At 54.9% G+C, this 16,354-nt stretch carries 14 protein-coding genes; 4 read left to right on the forward strand and 10 right to left on the reverse strand.

Annotated features, from left to right (window positions below; genetic code table 11):
- Positions 1-47: 47 nt before the first annotated feature.
- Together proA and proB are read right to left on the reverse strand one after the other, a co-directional pair.
- Positions 48-1,301 carry a glutamate-5-semialdehyde dehydrogenase gene (proA, locus tag GA0061071_RS07730; RefSeq protein WP_088236801.1) on the reverse strand — a complete coding sequence of 418 codons (1,254 nt, stop codon included), beginning with the start codon at positions 1,299-1,301 and terminating at the stop codon, positions 48-50.
- Between the two features lie 11 nt (positions 1,302-1,312).
- Positions 1,313-2,416, reverse strand: a complete 1,104-nt coding sequence (proB, locus tag GA0061071_RS07735; protein WP_061497377.1) for a glutamate 5-kinase — start codon at positions 2,414-2,416, stop codon at positions 1,313-1,315.
- A 297-nt stretch (positions 2,417-2,713) separates the two neighbouring features.
- On the opposite strand from proB, the gene phoE reads away from it, so the two are divergent.
- The gene (gene phoE / locus GA0061071_RS07740; protein ID WP_061497379.1) at positions 2,714-3,781 is read left to right on the forward strand and encodes a phosphoporin PhoE; all 1,068 of its coding nucleotides are present in this window, start codon (positions 2,714-2,716) and stop codon (positions 3,779-3,781) included.
- 139 nt (positions 3,782-3,920) lie between these two features.
- On the opposite strand, the gene crl is transcribed toward phoE, so the two are convergent.
- The 3 genes from crl to gpt all read right to left on the reverse strand — a co-directional run bounded on the left by crl (position 3,921) and on the right by gpt (position 6,187).
- The gene (gene crl / locus GA0061071_RS07745) at positions 3,921-4,319 is read right to left on the reverse strand and encodes a sigma factor-binding protein Crl (RefSeq protein WP_088236802.1); all 399 of its coding nucleotides are present in this window, start codon (positions 4,317-4,319) and stop codon (positions 3,921-3,923) included.
- 57 nt (positions 4,320-4,376) lie between these two features.
- On the reverse strand, positions 4,377-5,621 hold the full coding sequence (gene frsA, locus GA0061071_RS07750; protein WP_088236803.1) for an esterase FrsA: 1,245 nt from the start codon (positions 5,619-5,621) through the stop codon (positions 4,377-4,379).
- A gap of 107 nt (positions 5,622-5,728) precedes the next feature.
- Entirely contained in the window at positions 5,729-6,187 is a 459-nt protein-coding gene (gene gpt / locus GA0061071_RS07755) for a xanthine phosphoribosyltransferase (RefSeq protein ID WP_003863205.1), read from the reverse strand.
- A gap of 257 nt (positions 6,188-6,444) precedes the next feature.
- Here gpt and pepD point away from each other — a divergent pair, with 257 nt between their 5' ends.
- Entirely contained in the window at positions 6,445-7,902 is a 1,458-nt protein-coding gene (gene pepD, locus GA0061071_RS07760) for a cytosol nonspecific dipeptidase (RefSeq protein ID WP_088236804.1), read from the forward strand.
- Between the two features lie 44 nt (positions 7,903-7,946).
- Here pepD and prfH read toward each other — a convergent pair whose 3' ends face one another.
- From prfH to dinB, 3 genes are all read right to left on the reverse strand, one after another.
- On the reverse strand, positions 7,947-8,561 hold the full coding sequence (gene prfH, locus GA0061071_RS07765; RefSeq protein ID WP_088236805.1) for a peptide chain release factor H: 615 nt from the start codon (positions 8,559-8,561) through the stop codon (positions 7,947-7,949).
- Positions 8,558-9,697, reverse strand: a complete 1,140-nt coding sequence (locus GA0061071_RS07770) for an RNA ligase RtcB family protein (RefSeq protein ID WP_088236806.1) — start codon at positions 9,695-9,697, stop codon at positions 8,558-8,560. Before GA0061071_RS07770 ends, prfH begins: the two co-directional genes overlap by 4 nt.
- A 207-nt stretch (positions 9,698-9,904) precedes the next feature.
- Positions 9,905-10,960: a DNA polymerase IV gene (dinB, locus tag GA0061071_RS07775; protein WP_061497391.1), complete on the reverse strand. Its 1,056-nt coding sequence runs from the start codon at positions 10,958-10,960 to the stop codon at positions 9,905-9,907.
- A 462-nt stretch (positions 10,961-11,422) separates the two neighbouring features.
- Between dinB and dpaA the strand changes: the two genes are divergently transcribed.
- Positions 11,423-12,160: a peptidoglycan meso-diaminopimelic acid protein amidase gene (gene dpaA, locus GA0061071_RS07785; RefSeq protein ID WP_061497393.1), complete on the forward strand. Its 738-nt coding sequence runs from the start codon at positions 11,423-11,425 to the stop codon at positions 12,158-12,160.
- Here dpaA and GA0061071_RS07790 read toward each other — a convergent pair.
- Both GA0061071_RS07790 and lpcA read right to left on the reverse strand, forming a co-directional pair.
- A complete protein-coding gene (locus tag GA0061071_RS07790) occupies positions 12,131-12,898 on the reverse strand; it encodes a class II glutamine amidotransferase (protein WP_061497395.1) in 768 nt (255 codons plus the stop codon). The genes dpaA and GA0061071_RS07790 overlap by 30 nt on opposite strands.
- Before the next feature lie 153 nt (positions 12,899-13,051).
- Positions 13,052-13,633, reverse strand: coding sequence for a D-sedoheptulose 7-phosphate isomerase (gene lpcA / locus GA0061071_RS07800; RefSeq protein ID WP_061497397.1), 582 nt, complete (start codon positions 13,631-13,633; stop codon positions 13,052-13,054).
- 239 nt (positions 13,634-13,872) lie between these two features.
- Between lpcA and fadE the strand changes: the two genes are divergently transcribed.
- Complete coding sequence (fadE, locus tag GA0061071_RS07805; RefSeq protein WP_061497399.1) at positions 13,873-16,320, forward strand: acyl-CoA dehydrogenase FadE; 2,448 nt, start codon at positions 13,873-13,875, stop codon at positions 16,318-16,320.
- Positions 16,321-16,354: the final 34 nt, after the last annotated feature.

Consider the following 16,354-nt stretch of genomic DNA (forward strand, 5'->3'; position numbering starts at 1 on the left):
AATGCCCTTGAGAATCAAACGGCTACTTTTGCATCACCCTTCTTCAATTAAGCACGAATGGTATCGTCGCCGAAGCCCACCCACTTATAGGTTGTCAGCGCTTCCAGCCCCATTGGGCCGCGTGCGTGCAGTTTCTGCGTGCTCACGGCCACTTCCGCGCCCAGGCCAAACTGCCCGCCATCGGTGAAGCGCGTGGAAGCATTCACATACACGGCAGAGGAGTCCACTTCATTCACAAAGCGATTCGCATTGCCCAGCGTACGGGTCAGGATCGCATCAGAGTGCTGGGTGCCGTGCTGGCGAATATGCGCGATGGCGTCATCCAGATCGGCAACGATTTTCACGTTCAGATCCAGCGACAGAAACTCATCGTCGTACTGCTCCGCCTTCACTGCCTCAACTTTCGCCGGACCGTTTTGCAACAGCGCCAGCGCCTGTTCATCCGCATGTAGCGTCACGCCGCTTTCCGCCATCTGCTTGCTCAATGCAGGCAGGAAAGTTTGCGCAATGCCCTTATGCACCAGCAGCGTTTCGACGGTGTTGCAGGTGCTAGGACGCTGAGTTTTGGCGTTAACAATCACCTTCAGCGCGGGCGCGATCTCCGCCGAATCATCCACCAGAATATGGCACACGCCAATACCGCCCGTGATCACCGGGATCGTCGACTGCTCGCGGCACAGCTTGTGCAGGCCTGCACCGCCGCGCGGGATCAACATGTCGATGTACTTATCCATGCGCAGCATTTCATTGACCAGCGCGCGATCCGGGCTTTCAATCGCCTGGACAGCACCCGCTGGTAAACCGCACTCTTCCAGCGCTTGCTGGATAACCTTCACCGTGGCCGCATTGGTGCGCCAGGTCTCTTTGCCACCGCGCAGGATCGCCGCATTGCCGGTTTTCAGGCACAACGAGGCCACATCAACGGTCACGTTAGGACGGGCCTCATAAATCACGCCAATCACGCCCAACGGCACGCGCCGACGCTCAATGCGCAGGCCACTGTCCAGCAGACCACCATCGATCACCTGGCCGACCGGATCCGCAAGCTTACAAACCTGGCGCACATCATTAGCAATGCTGCTTAAGCGCGCCGGGTTCAGCGCCAGGCGATCGAGCATCGCATCGCTCAGCCCGTTACGACGGGCTTCCAGCAAATCCTGCTCGTTTGCCAGTAAAATCGCTTCCGACTGGGCTTCAAGGTAATCGGCTATTTTTTCCAGCACGCGGTTTTTTTCGCGGCTGGAGAGCAATGCCAGCTTATACGATGCTGCTTTCGCAGCGATGCCCATCTGTTCCAGCATACTTCTGCTCCTTAACGGGTGATCATATCGTCGCGGTGGACAGCGACGGGGCCATACTCATAGCCCAGAATGGCGTCAATCTGCTGCGAGTGATGGCCCGCAATACGGCGCAGCGCATCGCTGTTGTAACGGCTAACGCCGTGGGCAATGTCGCGGCCTTCAAGATTACGAATACGGATCACTTCACCACGGGAGAAGTTGCCTGTCACGCTTTTAATGCCTTTTGGCAGCAGCGAACTGCCGCGCTCAAGAATGGCGGCGGTAGCGCCTTCATCGACGGTGATCTCGCCCGCCGGCGGCGCACCAAAAATCCAGCGTTTACGGCTTTCGAGGGGAGACTCCTGAGCGTGGAAGCGCGTGCCCACGGCGATGCCTTCCATCACATCACCAATCACGCCCGGTTTGCTGCCAGCGGCAATAATGGTGTCGATGCCCGCGCGACACGCCACATCGGCAGCCTGCAGTTTGGTGCCCATACCGCCCGTGCCAAGGCCAGAAACACTGTCGCCGGCAATGGCGCGCAGCGCATCATCAATGCCATAAACATCCTGAATCAGCTCAGCATCGGGGTTATTACGCGGATCGGCGGTAAACAGTCCCTGCTGATCGGTCAGCAGCAGCAGTTTATCCGCACCGGCGAGGATGGCCGCCAGCGCAGAGAGATTATCGTTATCGCCCACTTTAATTTCAGTGGTAGCGACGGCGTCGTTTTCGTTGATCACCGGCACGATGTTGTTATCCAGCAGCGCGCGCAGGGTGTCGCGGGCGTTGAGGAAACGTTCACGGTCTTCCATATCGGCGCGGGTCAACAGCATCTGACCAACGTGGATGCCATAAATGGAAAACATCTGTTCCCACAGTTGAATCAAACGGCTCTGCCCTACCGCCGCCAGCAACTGTTTAGAAGCGATAGTCGCAGGCAGCTCCGGGTAACCGAGGTGCTCGCGCCCGGCGGCAATCGCGCCGGACGTCACAATTACAATACGATGCCCGGCGGCATGCTGCTGCGCGCACTGGCGCACCAGCTCCACAATATGGGCGCGGTTCAGGCGACGGGAACCGCCTGTTAAAACACTGGTGCCGAGTTTTACCACCAGCGTCTGGCTGTCACTCATGATTCTCTGCCGTTATAAGGAAAATATACGATAACTGAATGTAATCAGACGTTGTAACAGGACTCAAGGCGCTTGCCAACTGCCAGTGTAAATAGCCTCGCGTTTGTTGCGCGGGATCAGCAAGCCTAACGGCAGGATTTGACACTTTTATGGCAAACACAAAAAAACATACATTTTTAAAAATATTCTGAATTTGTCATAAATCTTTAATTTCGCAGCGTTACAACCCTTCCTGTTTTTTCACGGGGCCAAAAGACCCAGCGAATATTAGCGCGTTTGTTAAATCAGGAATTTAAAATGAAGAAGAGCACTCTGGCATTAATGGTGATGAGCGTTGTCGCATCTGCTTCTGTTCACGCAGCAGAAGTGTATAACAAAAACGGCAACAAACTGGACGTGTACGGCAAAGTCAAAGCCATGCACTACTTCAGCGATGATACCACCAACGACGGTGACAAAACTTACGTGCGTTTCGGCTTTAAAGGCGAAACCCAGATTAACGATCAGCTGACCGGTTTTGGTCGCTGGGAAGCTGAATTTGCGGGCAACAACGACGAAACAACGTCAGGTCAGAAAACCCGTCTGGCGTTTGCTGGTCTGAAAATCAAAGATTTTGGTTCTCTCGACTACGGTCGTAACTTGGGCGTGCTGTACGACGTAGCCTCTGTTACCGATATGTTCCCGGAATTCGGCGGCGACTCCCTGGCCCGTACCGATAACTTCATGACCAAACGTACCACTGGCGTTGCGACTTACCGCAACACCGACTTTTTCGGTGCCATTAATGGTCTGGATATGACCCTGCAATACCAGGGTAAAAACGAAAACGGCCGCAGCAGCGTCATCAAACAAAACGGCGACGGCTGGGGTACATCTCTGGCCTATGACTTCGGCGGTAGCCCGGTTACCCTTATCGGCGCTTATGCTAACTCTGACCGTACCAACGCACAGAACACCATGGCGCTGGGTCGCGGCGAGAAAGCCGAAGCCTGGGCAACCGGCGTGAAATACGACGCAAACAATCTGTACCTTGCCACCATGTACGCCGTGTCTTACAACATGACACCGGTCTCTTCTACTCGCGGCTTTGCTAACAAAGCGCAGAACTTTGAAGCCGTGGTTCAGTACCAGTTTGACTTCGGTCTGCGTCCGTCCCTGGGCTACGTCCTGACCAAGGGCAAAGACATGGAAAACGGCATTGGCGACGAAGATCTGGTTAACTACATCGACGTTGGCGCGACTTACTACTTCAACAAAAACTTCTCTGCGATGGTTGACTACAAAATCAACCAGCTCAAAGACGACAACAAACTGGGTCTCGCGAACGACGACATCGTGGCTGTTGGCGTGACTTACCAGTTCTAAGTTGTTGTACCCGTTACACCCTCGTTATATGAAATGCCCTCACAAGAGGGCATTTGTTTAACCGGATTAGGTACAAACTGGCCTGTGCCAGTCCCGGCCCGATACGCATGCTGCGATCGGGCTTTTTTTATGGAGGGCGTTACGCGGGGAGTTTCAGGCTTTCTTTGAAGTTTTCGGCGGGTTCGAGCTTCAGCTCAAGTGAAGCCAGCATATCGCGTGCGCGCTCGTGGAATTCACGCAGCGTGTGCTCCAGACGATCGAGCACTTCCTGATCCTTAATCGCGGTGGGTTTCCACTGACCTTCTTTGTCAAACAGACCGAACTGATAGCGGTAGGTAAAACGGCCTTCCTGCGCTTCCATTTCCATCCACCAACCCCAGAATTCACGCTTTTCCGGTGCCGGTTTTACGTTGACGCAAACGGCAAGGCAATCAAAGAAAAAGCGGTTATCTTCGCACTGCTCTTCGCGGATATAAGGCCCAAGCGCAGTAAATTTTTTGATCAATCTGCTTTTCGGATGTCCACTCGGTAACGTCATTGCGATCTCCTTTTGTGAAGCAACTGTTTTACCAAATCAATAGAATTTATCAATCTATTAACGGAAATGGTGGTTGATCCATCCGGTTATTTGCTGCAACGCCTTATCAAAATTGCGATACACCGGGTTAAACGGGATCTCTAACAGTTTGCCGTCACAAGATGACGAGGTGATTAACCGCGACTCCTCTTCGGGGCTGAACGGATCGTTCTGCCAGAAGCCAGAAAGCATCGGCGTTGGGCAGCGCCGGCCCAGTAAGCCCTGGGTTTTTAGCGAATAACGGTTCAGTTCAACGCGCAACGCTTCGTCAGACGCATCATGCATACCCAGCCGGCTGGCCAGCACATCCAGGTACATCTCCGGGACTTTCCCCTGCCGTAACGGCTCATTCAGCAGCGCGTGTACCACCGGGCCAAGACAAGCCACCGCTTTTAGACGGTGCGCTTCCAGATACGCAAGGCGCACTGCCACGTTAGCACCAAAACGGAAGCCAAACGCCGCAACACGCGTGTGATCGACCCAGGGAATATTCGGCAGGGCCTGCAACACATGTTGATGCAGCAGGCTCGACTCCTGGGTCAATTTCCATTTGGAGGAGAAACCGACAGACGGCATGTCCAGCGTCAGCATTGCCATGCCCTGCGGCGCGAAATAGCGCTCATAAAGGGTGTAATAATCGCTTTGCAGACTGTCCAGCCCGCCACACATCAACACCGTCGGGAAAGGCCCTTCGCCGGGCGGCATATGCAAAAAGCCGGTCACCGGCGCACCACCAGGGATGGCAAACTCCATCTCTTTAATGGTACCGGGTAAACGCTGCGCGGCTTCTTCATAGGCACGATTGGCCAATGCCTGCGCCTGTTCGGCAAGCATATCGCCTTTGATATGGGGGTAAGCGGCAATGCTGTACAAACTACAGGCATGCAACCAGTGACGGCCGCTCACGTCGACACGCTCTTCCTGCATCGCTTTTTGCTGCCAGAGCATCGCCTGCACGGACCATTCATAGATCCAGTTACCATTGCGATAGCCCACCACCGTATCGTACAGCTCCGGCTCAGTACGTTCGGCCTGAGACATCACGATACGCGCCTGCACTTCGAGGATCTCCCGCGCATCCACACCGCGCCAGATCCACATCAGCCGGTTTAGCATGCGGTACCAGTGCGGCACGTTTTTGCCATCCAGCGTGGATTGCATTTGTGGCTGCGTGCCCGGGTTAAAACGGCGCACCAATGTTGACGTTTCCGGATGCTTAAAACGGGGTTTGAACAGGGTTTCGCTGAGATTTGACTGTGACATTGCGCGCAGCCTCCATGTATCTATCACTGGAGGTTATTGTAACCTGTCGCGCCCTGAAAAGAACAACGCCCGGTCAAACCGGGCGTTAGCATAACGTGCGCAGGGAATTAGCGGCCGCTGATAGGCGGAACAAAGACCACACCCATATCCCACGGTTGCTCGATCCATGTATCCTGAGGGATATCAATGACATAATCATCCACCAGCGGACGACCAGCCGGTTTTGCAAAAATGGTCACAAAATGCGCTTTAGGATACATTTCACGGATAGCCACCGCCGTGCCGCCCGTGTCCACAAGATCGTCAATGACGATAAAACCTTCACCGTCGCCTTCCGCGCGTTTCAACACTTTCAGCTCACGCTGATTATCGTGGTCATAGCTGGAGATGCATACGGTATCAACATGACGAATACCCAGTTCACGCGCCAGCAATGCACCCGGCACCAGACCGCCGCGGCTAACGGCGATAATGCCTTTCCATTGTTCAGAAGGCATCAATCGGGCGGCCAGTTTGCGTGCGTGAATCTGCAACATGTCCCAGGTGACGACGTATTTTTCGCTCATGTGAAGTGTCCCAGCCTGTGTTTTACGGCTTAAAAAGTATTCTAGGGGGAAATAGGTTGCGCGAGATTATAGAGATCTGAAGCGGTAAAAACCAGTGTTACCCGGCAATGCAGGTGCTTTTTACATCTTCCTGTGCTCGCAAACAGACAATAAGTGTTATTCTCAACGCCATCTCGCAAGGTCTCTTGCGACGTCGTTTATTTAACCCTGTGACCTGTAAGGCAATGTTTAGCAGGTCCTTTGTAAGGAGACTCATTGTGTCTGAACTGTCTCAACTATCTCCACAGCCGCTGTGGGATATTTTTGCCAACATTTGCGCCATTCCTCACCCGTCCTACCACGAAGAACAGCTGGCCGAACACATCATGGGCTGGGCAAAGGAAAAAGGATTGCACGCGGAGCGCGACCAGGTTGGCAACATCCTGATCCGTAAACCCGCCACGGCCGGAATGGAAAACCGTAAACCGGTGGTATTGCAGGCGCACCTGGACATGGTGCCGCAGAAAAACAACGACACGGTGCACGACTTCACCACCGATCCGATTCGCCCGTATGTCGATGGCGAATGGGTGAAAGCACGCGGCACCACGCTCGGTGCGGATAACGGCATCGGTATGGCTTCCGCGCTGGCGGTGCTGGCGGATGACAGTGTAAAACACGGTCCGCTGGAAGTGCTGCTGACCATGACCGAAGAGGCGGGCATGGATGGCGCGTTCGGTTTACAGCCCAACTGGTTGCAGGCCGATATTCTGATTAACACCGACTCTGAAGAAGAGGGTGAAATCTACATGGGTTGCGCGGGCGGCATCGACTTTATCACCGACCTGCCGCTGACCCGTGAACCCGTTCCAGCGGGTTTCGCAACGTTTACACTGACGCTGAAAGGCCTGAAAGGTGGCCACTCCGGCGCGGAAATTCATGTCGGACTTGGCAACGCCAACAAACTGCTAGTGCGCTTCCTTGCCGGTCATGCGCAAGAGCTGGATCTGCGTCTACTGGATTTCACTGGCGGCACCCTGCGTAATGCCATTCCGCGTGAAGCTATCGCTACCGTGGCCGTACCGGCAGATAAAGCTGAGCAACTGAAAACGCTGGCCAACGCCTACCTGGCGATCCTGCAGAACGAACTGGAAATGAAAGAGAAAAACCTGACCGTTCTGCTGGCGAGCGCAAACAGCGATAAAGCCGCGCTGACCACCGCGTCGCGCGATACATTTATCCGTCTGCTGAACGCCATGCCGAATGGCGTGATCCGCAACTCGGATGTCGCCAAAGGTGTGGTGGAAACCTCCCTCAACGTAGGCGTGGTCACGCTGCAGGATAACAATGCTGAGATTGTCTGCCTGATTCGTTCACTGGTGGATACCGGTAAAGATTACGTGGTGAGCATGCTGGAATCACTGGGCGCGCTGGCGGGCGCAACAACCCACCCGAAAGGCGGTTACCCAGGCTGGCAGCCGGACGCGCATTCACCGGTGATGGCGCTGGTGCGTGAAACCTATCAACGTCTGTTCAACAAAACCCCGAACATTCAGGTGATCCACGCCGGTCTGGAGTGCGGTCTGTTCAAAAAACCGTACCCGAATATGGATATGGTGTCGATTGGGCCAACCATTACCGGCCCGCACTCTCCGGATGAGCAAGTGCATATCGAAAGCGTGGGCCACTACTGGACCCTGCTGACCGAACTGCTGAAAGCCATTCCGGCGAAATAAGCCTGCTGTCCGCGCCGCCCGGCGCGGACATTTTCTTTCTGCGTTTACTGTGCGCTAAACGCCATGCCTTTAAAGGTCCGCGTTGGGTTTCCCCGCGCAATATGATGATGGAACAAACGCCGTTCCGACTTCAGCGCTGCGCGTTGGTCATCCTGTATCTGCTCCAGACGGTGAGCAATCAGTAACGTCGCCAGCCGTTTGTTGGCATGCTGACTGCGTTCCGACTGCACCTTCACGCTAATGCCTGTCGCGATATGTGTCGCGCGCACGGCGGAATCCGTTTTATTGACGTGCTGCCCGCCAGGACCGGATGAGCGCAGCGATTCAAAGCGAATTTCACGGCTCAGCGTCTGACTCTCCGGCGTAAACGCCGCTACACCAATAAACCAGTTTTTCCGCGCATGATGTGGGCGATACGGACTCGGGCAAATCCACTGCACCGTGCCGCACCAGCGCGCGCTGAGCGCCTTTTCGTCTGCGCCATCCAGTGAAACCAGCACTGAACGGTAAGCGCCGTCATGGCGTCCGGCTTCCCTTTCAACCACGGCCAGCGCCACATGATGCGCCTGGGCCTCTTCCATTAAACGGGATAATGCTTTCCCCACGGCCAGGCAACACTCATCTGGCCCCTGTGCGGAAGAGAGTTGCAATAGCATCATTCGCCCACCTCCCCGCTAACCTTCAGCGTCAATACCGGACGCAAACGAGCCACCGGCGCGATCAACCCGGCGTCCGCCAGGCAATCCATCACGCTATCGACCGATTTATACGCCTGTGGCGCTTCCTCATAAATCAGCTGACGATCGCGACAGATCACCCGGCTGCCAAGCGCCGTACGCGAGAGCTGCGCCGGAGTGAATTTCCCCGACAACCGCCCCTTGCACTCGGTACGCATCCATTTACGTCCCGCGCCATGCGCAAGCGAGAACAAGCTCGTTTCGCTTACCACCGGCTTAACCAGCCAGCTGTAATCACCACGCGAACCGGGGATCACCACCAGCCCCTGACCGTCCGGCGTAGCGCCCTTGCGGTGCAACCAGCCCGACATGTCGCCCACGGTGCATGCTTGTACAAAGTTATGCGCTACATCCAGCACCGGCGCACCATCCGCGTTGATCTGCCCGAGAATACGCCGGGCAATCAGATCGCGATTCACGCGAGCAAAGTTCAGCGCATCATCATGCTCCGTCAGATAGTCGCGGGCGGCATCGCTGCCCTCTACCAGCCCATCATGGGAGAACATCGCGATGTGACGACGCAGGATCGCCTGCCCCAACCCCCGTGAGCCACTGTGTGCCAGCAGCAGCAACTGCCGATCGTTGAGCCCATATTGTGCGAACGTCACGGCATCCGTCACGCTGTCTATCTGCTGCAATTCGGCAAAGTGGTTGCCGCCGCCAATTGAGCCCAACGCAGCGCGGTACGGATGCGTCTGAAATACCTGCGGGACAACGTCATCCAGCCACTCAGGCATGGCGGTATCGCCCAATGTGCCAAGCCGTTTTTCCAGCTTATCGGCGTTGTATTTACGCAGCGGTAAGTCCGTTTGCCACAGCGCCATGCCGCAGCCAATATCATTACCCACCAGCGCCGGGTAAAAACGCCCAGTGGAAAAAAACGCCGCGCCAATGGGGTAGCCGCGCCCAGGGTGCAGATCCGGCATCCCCACCACACGGATCATACCCGGCAATGCAGCCGTGGTTTGTAATTGTTGAATCGCTGAACCTTCGATCCAAAGATTTTCTGAAGCAATATACGAAATTGCTTCTGAGATATGACAAATAGAATTGCCCATATACCAATCCATATGCAGAAAAATAAAAGGAATTGGCAGACGTAACCAGGGGCAATATGACGGAGAATTAATCCTGGAAAGGTCTGCAAAGAGAAATCAGGGCATGGTGTGTCATGGTGAACCTCCTTTGCAGTAACGTGGAATGAATAAACGCCGGGGATGATAGAGAAGCCAATATTAAATTGCTACCGTTATTTATGGTAGTTTTTATAAACCTAACACCAGTTGCCGCTCAAGTTGGGGATCGAGCAGAGTGACATGCAGCCCCACCAGCCGGACACCACGCCCGCTGCGGCGCTCATCCCAGGTTTTACGCGCCGTTGCCAGCAGATCCTCTTTATTTAAACGCGGCCAGACATGCTCCTGAGTCGTGAGCTGAAAATCATTAAATTTCAGTTTTACCCCCTGGCGGGCAATTAACAGATCCGGTTTGACTTTCGCCAGCCGTCTTTCCAGCTCGGGATATAAATGCTCAATAATCGCCTCGCACTCTTCCCAGTGGTGAATATCCTCCGCCAGCGTACGTTCCACGCCGACCGATTTACGCAGGCGCTCACTGTTTATTTCCCGCTCATCAATCCCCTGGCTGCGTTCCCATAATATGCGGCCAAACTTGCCAAAGCGTTTGAGCAACATGGCCAGATCGCTGTTTTGCACATCCTCACAGGTGCGCAGCCCCATGCTTTCCAGCTTTGCCGCCGACACTTTTCCGACACCCGGGATTTTGCTGAGCGACAGCGTACGCAAAAACGCGGGCACCTCCGCTGGCGTGATCACATATTGCCCGTTGGGTTTATTGAGATCGGAGGCGATCTTGGCAAGAAATTTTACCGGCGCGACGCCCGCGGAGGCGGTGAGCTGCGTCTCGTTAAAAATAGCCTGGCGGATCTCCTGCGCCATCAGCGTTGCCGAGCCGTGGCAGTGCGGGCTGTCGGTCACATCGAGATAGGCTTCATCCAGCGAAAGTGGTTCGATAAGCGCAGTGTAACGGGAAAAAATCTCACGGATTTGGTTGGAGGCTTCTTTATAGGCATCGAAACGACCCGGTAACAAGGTGAGGTGCGGACAGAGTTTTAATGCCATCGCCGTTGGCATGGCGCTACGTACGCCGAATTTGCGCGCCGGATAATTGGCGGTGCTGATAACGCCACGTTTAACACGGCTGCCGCCAATGGCGATGGGAATATCGCGCAGGGCCGGGTTATCGCGCATTTCTACCGCCGCGAAAAAGCAGTCCATATCGACATGAATGATTTTGCGCATGCGTACGCCCTCACAGAACACTGGATAAGTATACAGCACATTCAAATGAAATGAGAAGCCAGGGCGAAAAACGGGGAGGAAAATCACGATCTCGCTGTTAATTCAACGCTTATACGGCCAGAATAACCGGCAAGCAAACGGCAAACGAATACACAATCCGTTGCGCGACAGCTTGGCGAAAGGCCAACAAAGAGGTAGCGGAAGAGTGACGTGTAATACACAAAATCATTCGCGCTACATCGCGGCGGCAAGACTGAGTATCCCCGGGAGCTGACACAAGTCAGTGACCGGGGTGCGAAGGCGCGGCCAACAAAGAGGTAGCGTGAAGGATGACGTGTATTGGGGCTTGCGAAAAAATGCCGTAATGCTAATGTGGGCGCTCCAAAACAGAATAGTCTGAATTTTGGGCGTCTTTTGCCGTCCTGGCAATGTGGTATTAGCTTTATCAAGGAAACAAGTAGTATGCGCAAAATCGCATTATTTATTGCGATGCTTCTGATTCCGTGCGTCTCGTTTGCTGGCCTGGTGAGCAGCAATGGTTCAATCACGCCGGTCAGCAAAGAATATAAGCAGCAGTTGATGGGGTCGCCGGTTTATATCCAAATCTTCAAAGAAGAGCGCACCCTTGATCTTTACGTCAAAATGGGCGAGCAGTACCAGTTGCTGGACAGCTATAAAATTTGTAACTACTCCGGCGGGTTAGGTCCCAAACAGCGCCAGGGCGATTTTAAAAGCCCGGAGGGGTTCTACTCCGTGCAGCGCAGCCAGCTCAAGCCGGACAGCCGTTTTTATAAAGCCATCAATATTGGTTTTCCGAACAATTATGACCGCGCTCATGGCTATGAAGGCAAATACCTGATGATTCACGGTGCCTGCGTTTCGATTGGCTGCTATGCCATGACGGACTCAAGCATCGACGAGATCTTCCAGTTTGTCACCGCCGCGCTGGTATTCGGGCAACCGAATGTGCAGTTGAGCATTTATCCGTTCCGCATGACTGATGCCAACATGCAGCGTCATAAATATTCAACCTATGCGGATTTCTGGAAGCAGTTGAAGCCCGGCTACGACTATTTCGCCGCCACCCACCAGCCGCCGGTAGTCTCGGTCGTGGATGGCCGCTACGTTGTAAACAAACCGCTCAACACGTCGACGCAGCCGCAGCTGGCGTCAAACTACACGCTCCCCCAGGCAAAATAACGCCCACTCACCTGGCATAATCTTGTGCCAGGTTTCATTGCCGGTTAGCGGTTGTGTGGCAATCACGGTAACCACATCGTTGGGTGTGGTTTCCCGCTGAAAATCGATTTCCACATCCTGATCCAACAGTTTCGCCACACCAAACGGCGCGCGACGCGTGATCCAAAACAAATTGGTGGAACAAAACGCCATCACATAGCGTCCGTCCGACAGCAGCATATTGAAAACACCCTTCTGCCGCAGTTCCGTCGCCAGTGCCGCAATGAACTTAAAGACCGCAGCCATATTGCCCGGCGTACGCGGGTAACGCTCCGTTAACTTATGCAACAACCAGCAGAAAGCTTTTTCGCTGTCTGTCTCTCCCACCGGACGAAAATTACCGGTTTCCAGAGACTTATACCCGGTAAGCTGCCCGTTATGGGCATAGGTCCAGTTACGGCCCCACAGTTCGCGGGTAAACGGATGGGTATTTTCCAGCGCCACTTCGCCACGGTTGGCCTGCCGAATATGGGCTATCACTGAGCAGGACTTAATGGGGTAGTCCTGCACCAGTTTAGCGATGGGGGAATTAAAGCTGGGTTGCGGATCTTTAAACGTGCGACAGCCTTTGCCTTCATAGAAGGTAATGCCCCAGCCATCTTTGTGCGGCCCGGTGCCGCCGCCACGCTGAACAAGCCCGGTAAAACTAAAGCAAATATCGGTTGGCACATTGGCGCTCATCCCGAGCAGTTCGCACATACACACCCCCACACAGCGCCCTTACCAGAGAAGGCGTAATTGTTGCAGTCAGTTTGGGCACGGACAGCGCACAGAAACCGGAGCGTACATGCAGTACGTGAGGATTTCGGGCACTGCCCGGTGTCAAAATGGCAAATAAAATAGCCTTATTAATTAAGCTTTAACCATCTCTTTTTCGATCAACTGAATCAGGATATGAATCACCTTGATATGAATCTCCTGAATACGGTCGGCATAACCGAAATGCGGCACGCGAATTTCGATATCCGCGCTACCGGCCATTTTGCCGCCGTCTTTACCGGTCAGGGTGATCACTTTCATGCCTTTTTCACGCGCAGCGGCAATGGCTTTGATGACGTTACCGGAGTTGCCGGAAGTGGAAATCCCCAGCAGCACGTCACCTTCACGGCCTACGGCTTCGACATAGCGGGAGAAAACATAATCGTAACCGAAGTCATTGCTGACGCAGGAGAGATGGCTGACGTCGGAAATCGCAATCGCCGGGTAGCCCGGACGGTTTTCGCGATAGCGCCCGGTCAGTTCTTCCGCAAAGTGCATGGCGTCGCAATGCGAGCCGCCGTTACCACAGGACAACACCTTGCCGCCGGCTTTAAAGCTGTCCGCCAGCAAGACCGCCGCGCGCTGAATAGCGTGAATATTGGCATCATCTTTCAGAAAGTTCGCCAGCGTTTCCGCCGCTTCATTCAGTTCGTTACGAATCAGATCCTGGTACATGAGGATATCCTTCAGCATAAATGTAAATAACACCGGGGAGTTTACCGGATAGCATGCCGGGCGAGAAGCTAAAGCCTTACCTGCAACCGGGGGTTTTCGTTTTCCGTGCGCGAAATGCCCTCAACAATGTGAACCAGGTTGTAATTATTTTGTAAACGCATTGATAAAAGATTTCGCATCCACTACAACCATATCATCACAAGTGGTCAGACCTCCTACAAGACAGGGAGCTTTTCTTTATGATGACGTTGAGCCTTATCGCTACGGTTGTACTGCTCGGGGTGCTGTTTTACCACCGGGTGAACCTGCTGCTGAGCAGCCTGATTTTACTGGCGTGGACCGCCGCGCTGGGGATATCCGGCCTGTGGTCTATCTGGGTGTTGCTGCCGCTGGCGATCATCCTGGTGCCGTTTAACCTGCCGCCAATGCGGAAAGCGCTGATTTCCGCCCCCGTATTCCGCGGTTTTCGTAAAGTGATGCCGCCGATGTCCCGCACGGAAAAAGAAGCCATCGACGCCGGGACCACCTGGTGGGAAGGCGACCTGTTCCGTGGTAACCCGGACTGGAAAAAACTGCACAACTATCCGCAGCCCCGCCTGACCGCCGAAGAACAGGCGTTTATCGACGGCCCGGTGGAAGAAGCCTGCCGTATGGCGAACGATTTCCAGATCACCCACGAAATGGCCGATCTTCCGCCGGAGCTGTGGGCATTCTTAAAAGAGCACCGCTTCTTCGCGATGATCATTAAAAAAGAGTACGGCGGTCTGGAATTCTCCGCTTACGCTCAGGCCCGCGTGCTGCAAAAACTGGCGGGCGTTTCCGGTATTCTCGCCATCACCGTGGGCGTACCGAACTCCCTCGGTCCGGGTGAATTGCTGCAACATTACGGCACCGAAGCGCAGAAAGATCACTATCTGCCGCGTCTGGCGCGTGGACAGGAGATCCCCTGCTTTGCGCTGACCAGCCCGGAAGCGGGTTCCGATGCGGGCGCCATTCCGGATACCGGGGTGGTGTGTATGGGTGACTGGCAGGGCCAGCAGGTGCTTGGCATGCGCCTGACCTGGAACAAACGCTATATCACGCTCGCACCGATTGCCACCGTACTCGGTCTGGCGTTTAAACTCTCCGACCCGGATAAACTGCTGGGCGGCGAACAAGAGCTCGGAATCACCTGTGCGCTGATCCCTACCTCAACGCCTGGGGTAGAAATCGGTCGTCGTCATTTCCCGCTTAACGTCCCGTTCCAGAACGGTCCGACTCGCGGCAACGATATCTTTGTGCCAATTGATTACATCATTGGTGGGCCGAAAATGGCCGGTCAGGGCTGGCGCATGCTGGTGGAATGTCTGTCTGTAGGACGCGGTATCACCCTGCCGTCCAACTCTACCGGCAGTGTGAAATCCATCGCGCTGGGAATTGGCGCTTATGCCCACATCCGCCGTCAGTTCAAAGTGTCGATTGGTAAAATGGAAGGGATTGAAGAGCCGCTGGCACGCATTGCGGGTAACGCCTATGCAATGGACGCCGCAGCCTCATTGATCACGTACGGCATTATGCTCGGTGAAAAACCTGCCGTGCTGTCGGCGATTGTTAAATATCACTGTACCCATCGTGGTCAGCAGTCAATCATCGATGCGATGGATATCGCAGGCGGTAAAGGCATTATGCTCGGCGAGAGCAACTTCCTCGCCCGTGCTTACCAGGGCGCACCGATCGCCATCACCGTGGAAGGGGCCAACATTCTGACCCGTACCATGATGATCTTTGGCCAGGGTGCGATCCGTTGCCATCCGTATGTACTGGAAGAGATGGCCGCCGCGCAGAACAACGATGTGGACGCCTTCGACAGACTGCTGTTCAAACATATTGGTCATGTTGGCAGCAACAAAATGCGCAGTTTCTGGCTTGGCCTGACGCGCGGCTTAACCAGCGCCACGCCAACCCGTGACGTCACAAAACGCTATTATCAGCATCTGAATCGCCTGAGCGCCAACCTCGCACTGCTGTCGGATGTGTCCATGGCCGTGCTGGGCGGTAGTCTGAAACGTCGCGAACGTATCTCCGCACGACTGGGGGATATTTTAAGCCAGCTCTATCTCGCCTCGGCGGTACTGAAACGCTATGACGACGAAGGTCGCCAGGAAGCGGATCTGCCGCTGGTGCATTGGGGCGTTCAGGACGCGCTGTATCAGGCGGAACAGGCCATCAGCGATCTGCTGGAAAACTTCCCGAACCGTTTTGTCGCCGGCGCGCTGAGCCTGGTTATCTTCCCGACCGGACGCCACTATCGTGCACCGTCGGATAAGCTGGACCATAAAGTGGCGAAGATCCTGCAAACCCCAAGCGCCACCCGCTCACGCATCGGTCGCGGGCAGTATCTGGCGGCAAGCGAGCACAACCCGCTGGGTCTGCTGGAAGAGGCATTGCTGGATGTTATGGCGGCGGATCCTATCCATCAGCGCGTGTGCAAAGAGCTGGGCAAAAACCTGCCCTTCACACGTCTGGATGAACTGGCTCAGCAGGCGCTAAGCGCAGGGCTTATCAATCAGGAAGAAGCCGCGCTGCTTATCAAAGCCGAGGCCAGCCGTCTGCGCAGCATTAACGTCGATGATTTCGAGCCAGATGCTCTGGCCACTCAACCCGTGGTCGCCGCGCCGGAAAAGGTGCGTAAGATAGAAGCCGCCTGACCAAAGGGGGCGCAAGCGCCCCCCCTTTTTCCTC

Source organism: Kosakonia oryzendophytica, from assembly GCF_900094925.1.
Classification (GTDB): Bacteria; Pseudomonadota; Gammaproteobacteria; order Enterobacterales; family Enterobacteriaceae; genus Kosakonia; species Kosakonia oryzendophytica.

Excerpts from the sequence above, each read along its gene's own strand:
- frsA (WP_088236803.1), bottom strand. The coding sequence starts at position 5,621 with ATGTCACAGTCAAATCTCAGCGAAACCCTGTTCAAACCCCGTTTTAAG.
- crl (WP_088236802.1), bottom strand. The coding sequence starts at position 4,319 with ATGACGTTACCGAGTGGACATCCGAAAAGCAGATTGATCAAAAAATTT.
- fadE (WP_061497399.1), top strand. The coding sequence starts at position 13,873 with ATGATGACGTTGAGCCTTATCGCTACGGTTGTACTGCTCGGGGTGCTG.
- dinB (WP_061497391.1), bottom strand. The coding sequence starts at position 10,960 with ATGCGCAAAATCATTCATGTCGATATGGACTGCTTTTTCGCGGCGGTA.
- proA (WP_088236801.1), bottom strand. The coding sequence starts at position 1,301 with ATGCTGGAACAGATGGGCATCGCTGCGAAAGCAGCATCGTATAAGCTG.
- dpaA (WP_061497393.1), top strand. The coding sequence starts at position 11,423 with ATGCGCAAAATCGCATTATTTATTGCGATGCTTCTGATTCCGTGCGTC.
- GA0061071_RS07790 (WP_061497395.1), bottom strand. The coding sequence starts at position 12,898 with ATGTGCGAACTGCTCGGGATGAGCGCCAATGTGCCAACCGATATTTGC.
- lpcA (WP_061497397.1), bottom strand. The coding sequence starts at position 13,633 with ATGTACCAGGATCTGATTCGTAACGAACTGAATGAAGCGGCGGAAACG.
- gpt (WP_003863205.1), bottom strand. The coding sequence starts at position 6,187 with ATGAGCGAAAAATACGTCGTCACCTGGGACATGTTGCAGATTCACGCA.
- prfH (WP_088236805.1), bottom strand. The coding sequence starts at position 8,561 with ATGATGCTATTGCAACTCTCTTCCGCACAGGGGCCAGATGAGTGTTGC.
- phoE (WP_061497379.1), top strand. The coding sequence starts at position 2,714 with ATGAAGAAGAGCACTCTGGCATTAATGGTGATGAGCGTTGTCGCATCT.
- proB (WP_061497377.1), bottom strand. The coding sequence starts at position 2,416 with ATGAGTGACAGCCAGACGCTGGTGGTAAAACTCGGCACCAGTGTTTTA.
- GA0061071_RS07770 (WP_088236806.1), bottom strand. The coding sequence starts at position 9,697 with ATGGGCAATTCTATTTGTCATATCTCAGAAGCAATTTCGTATATTGCT.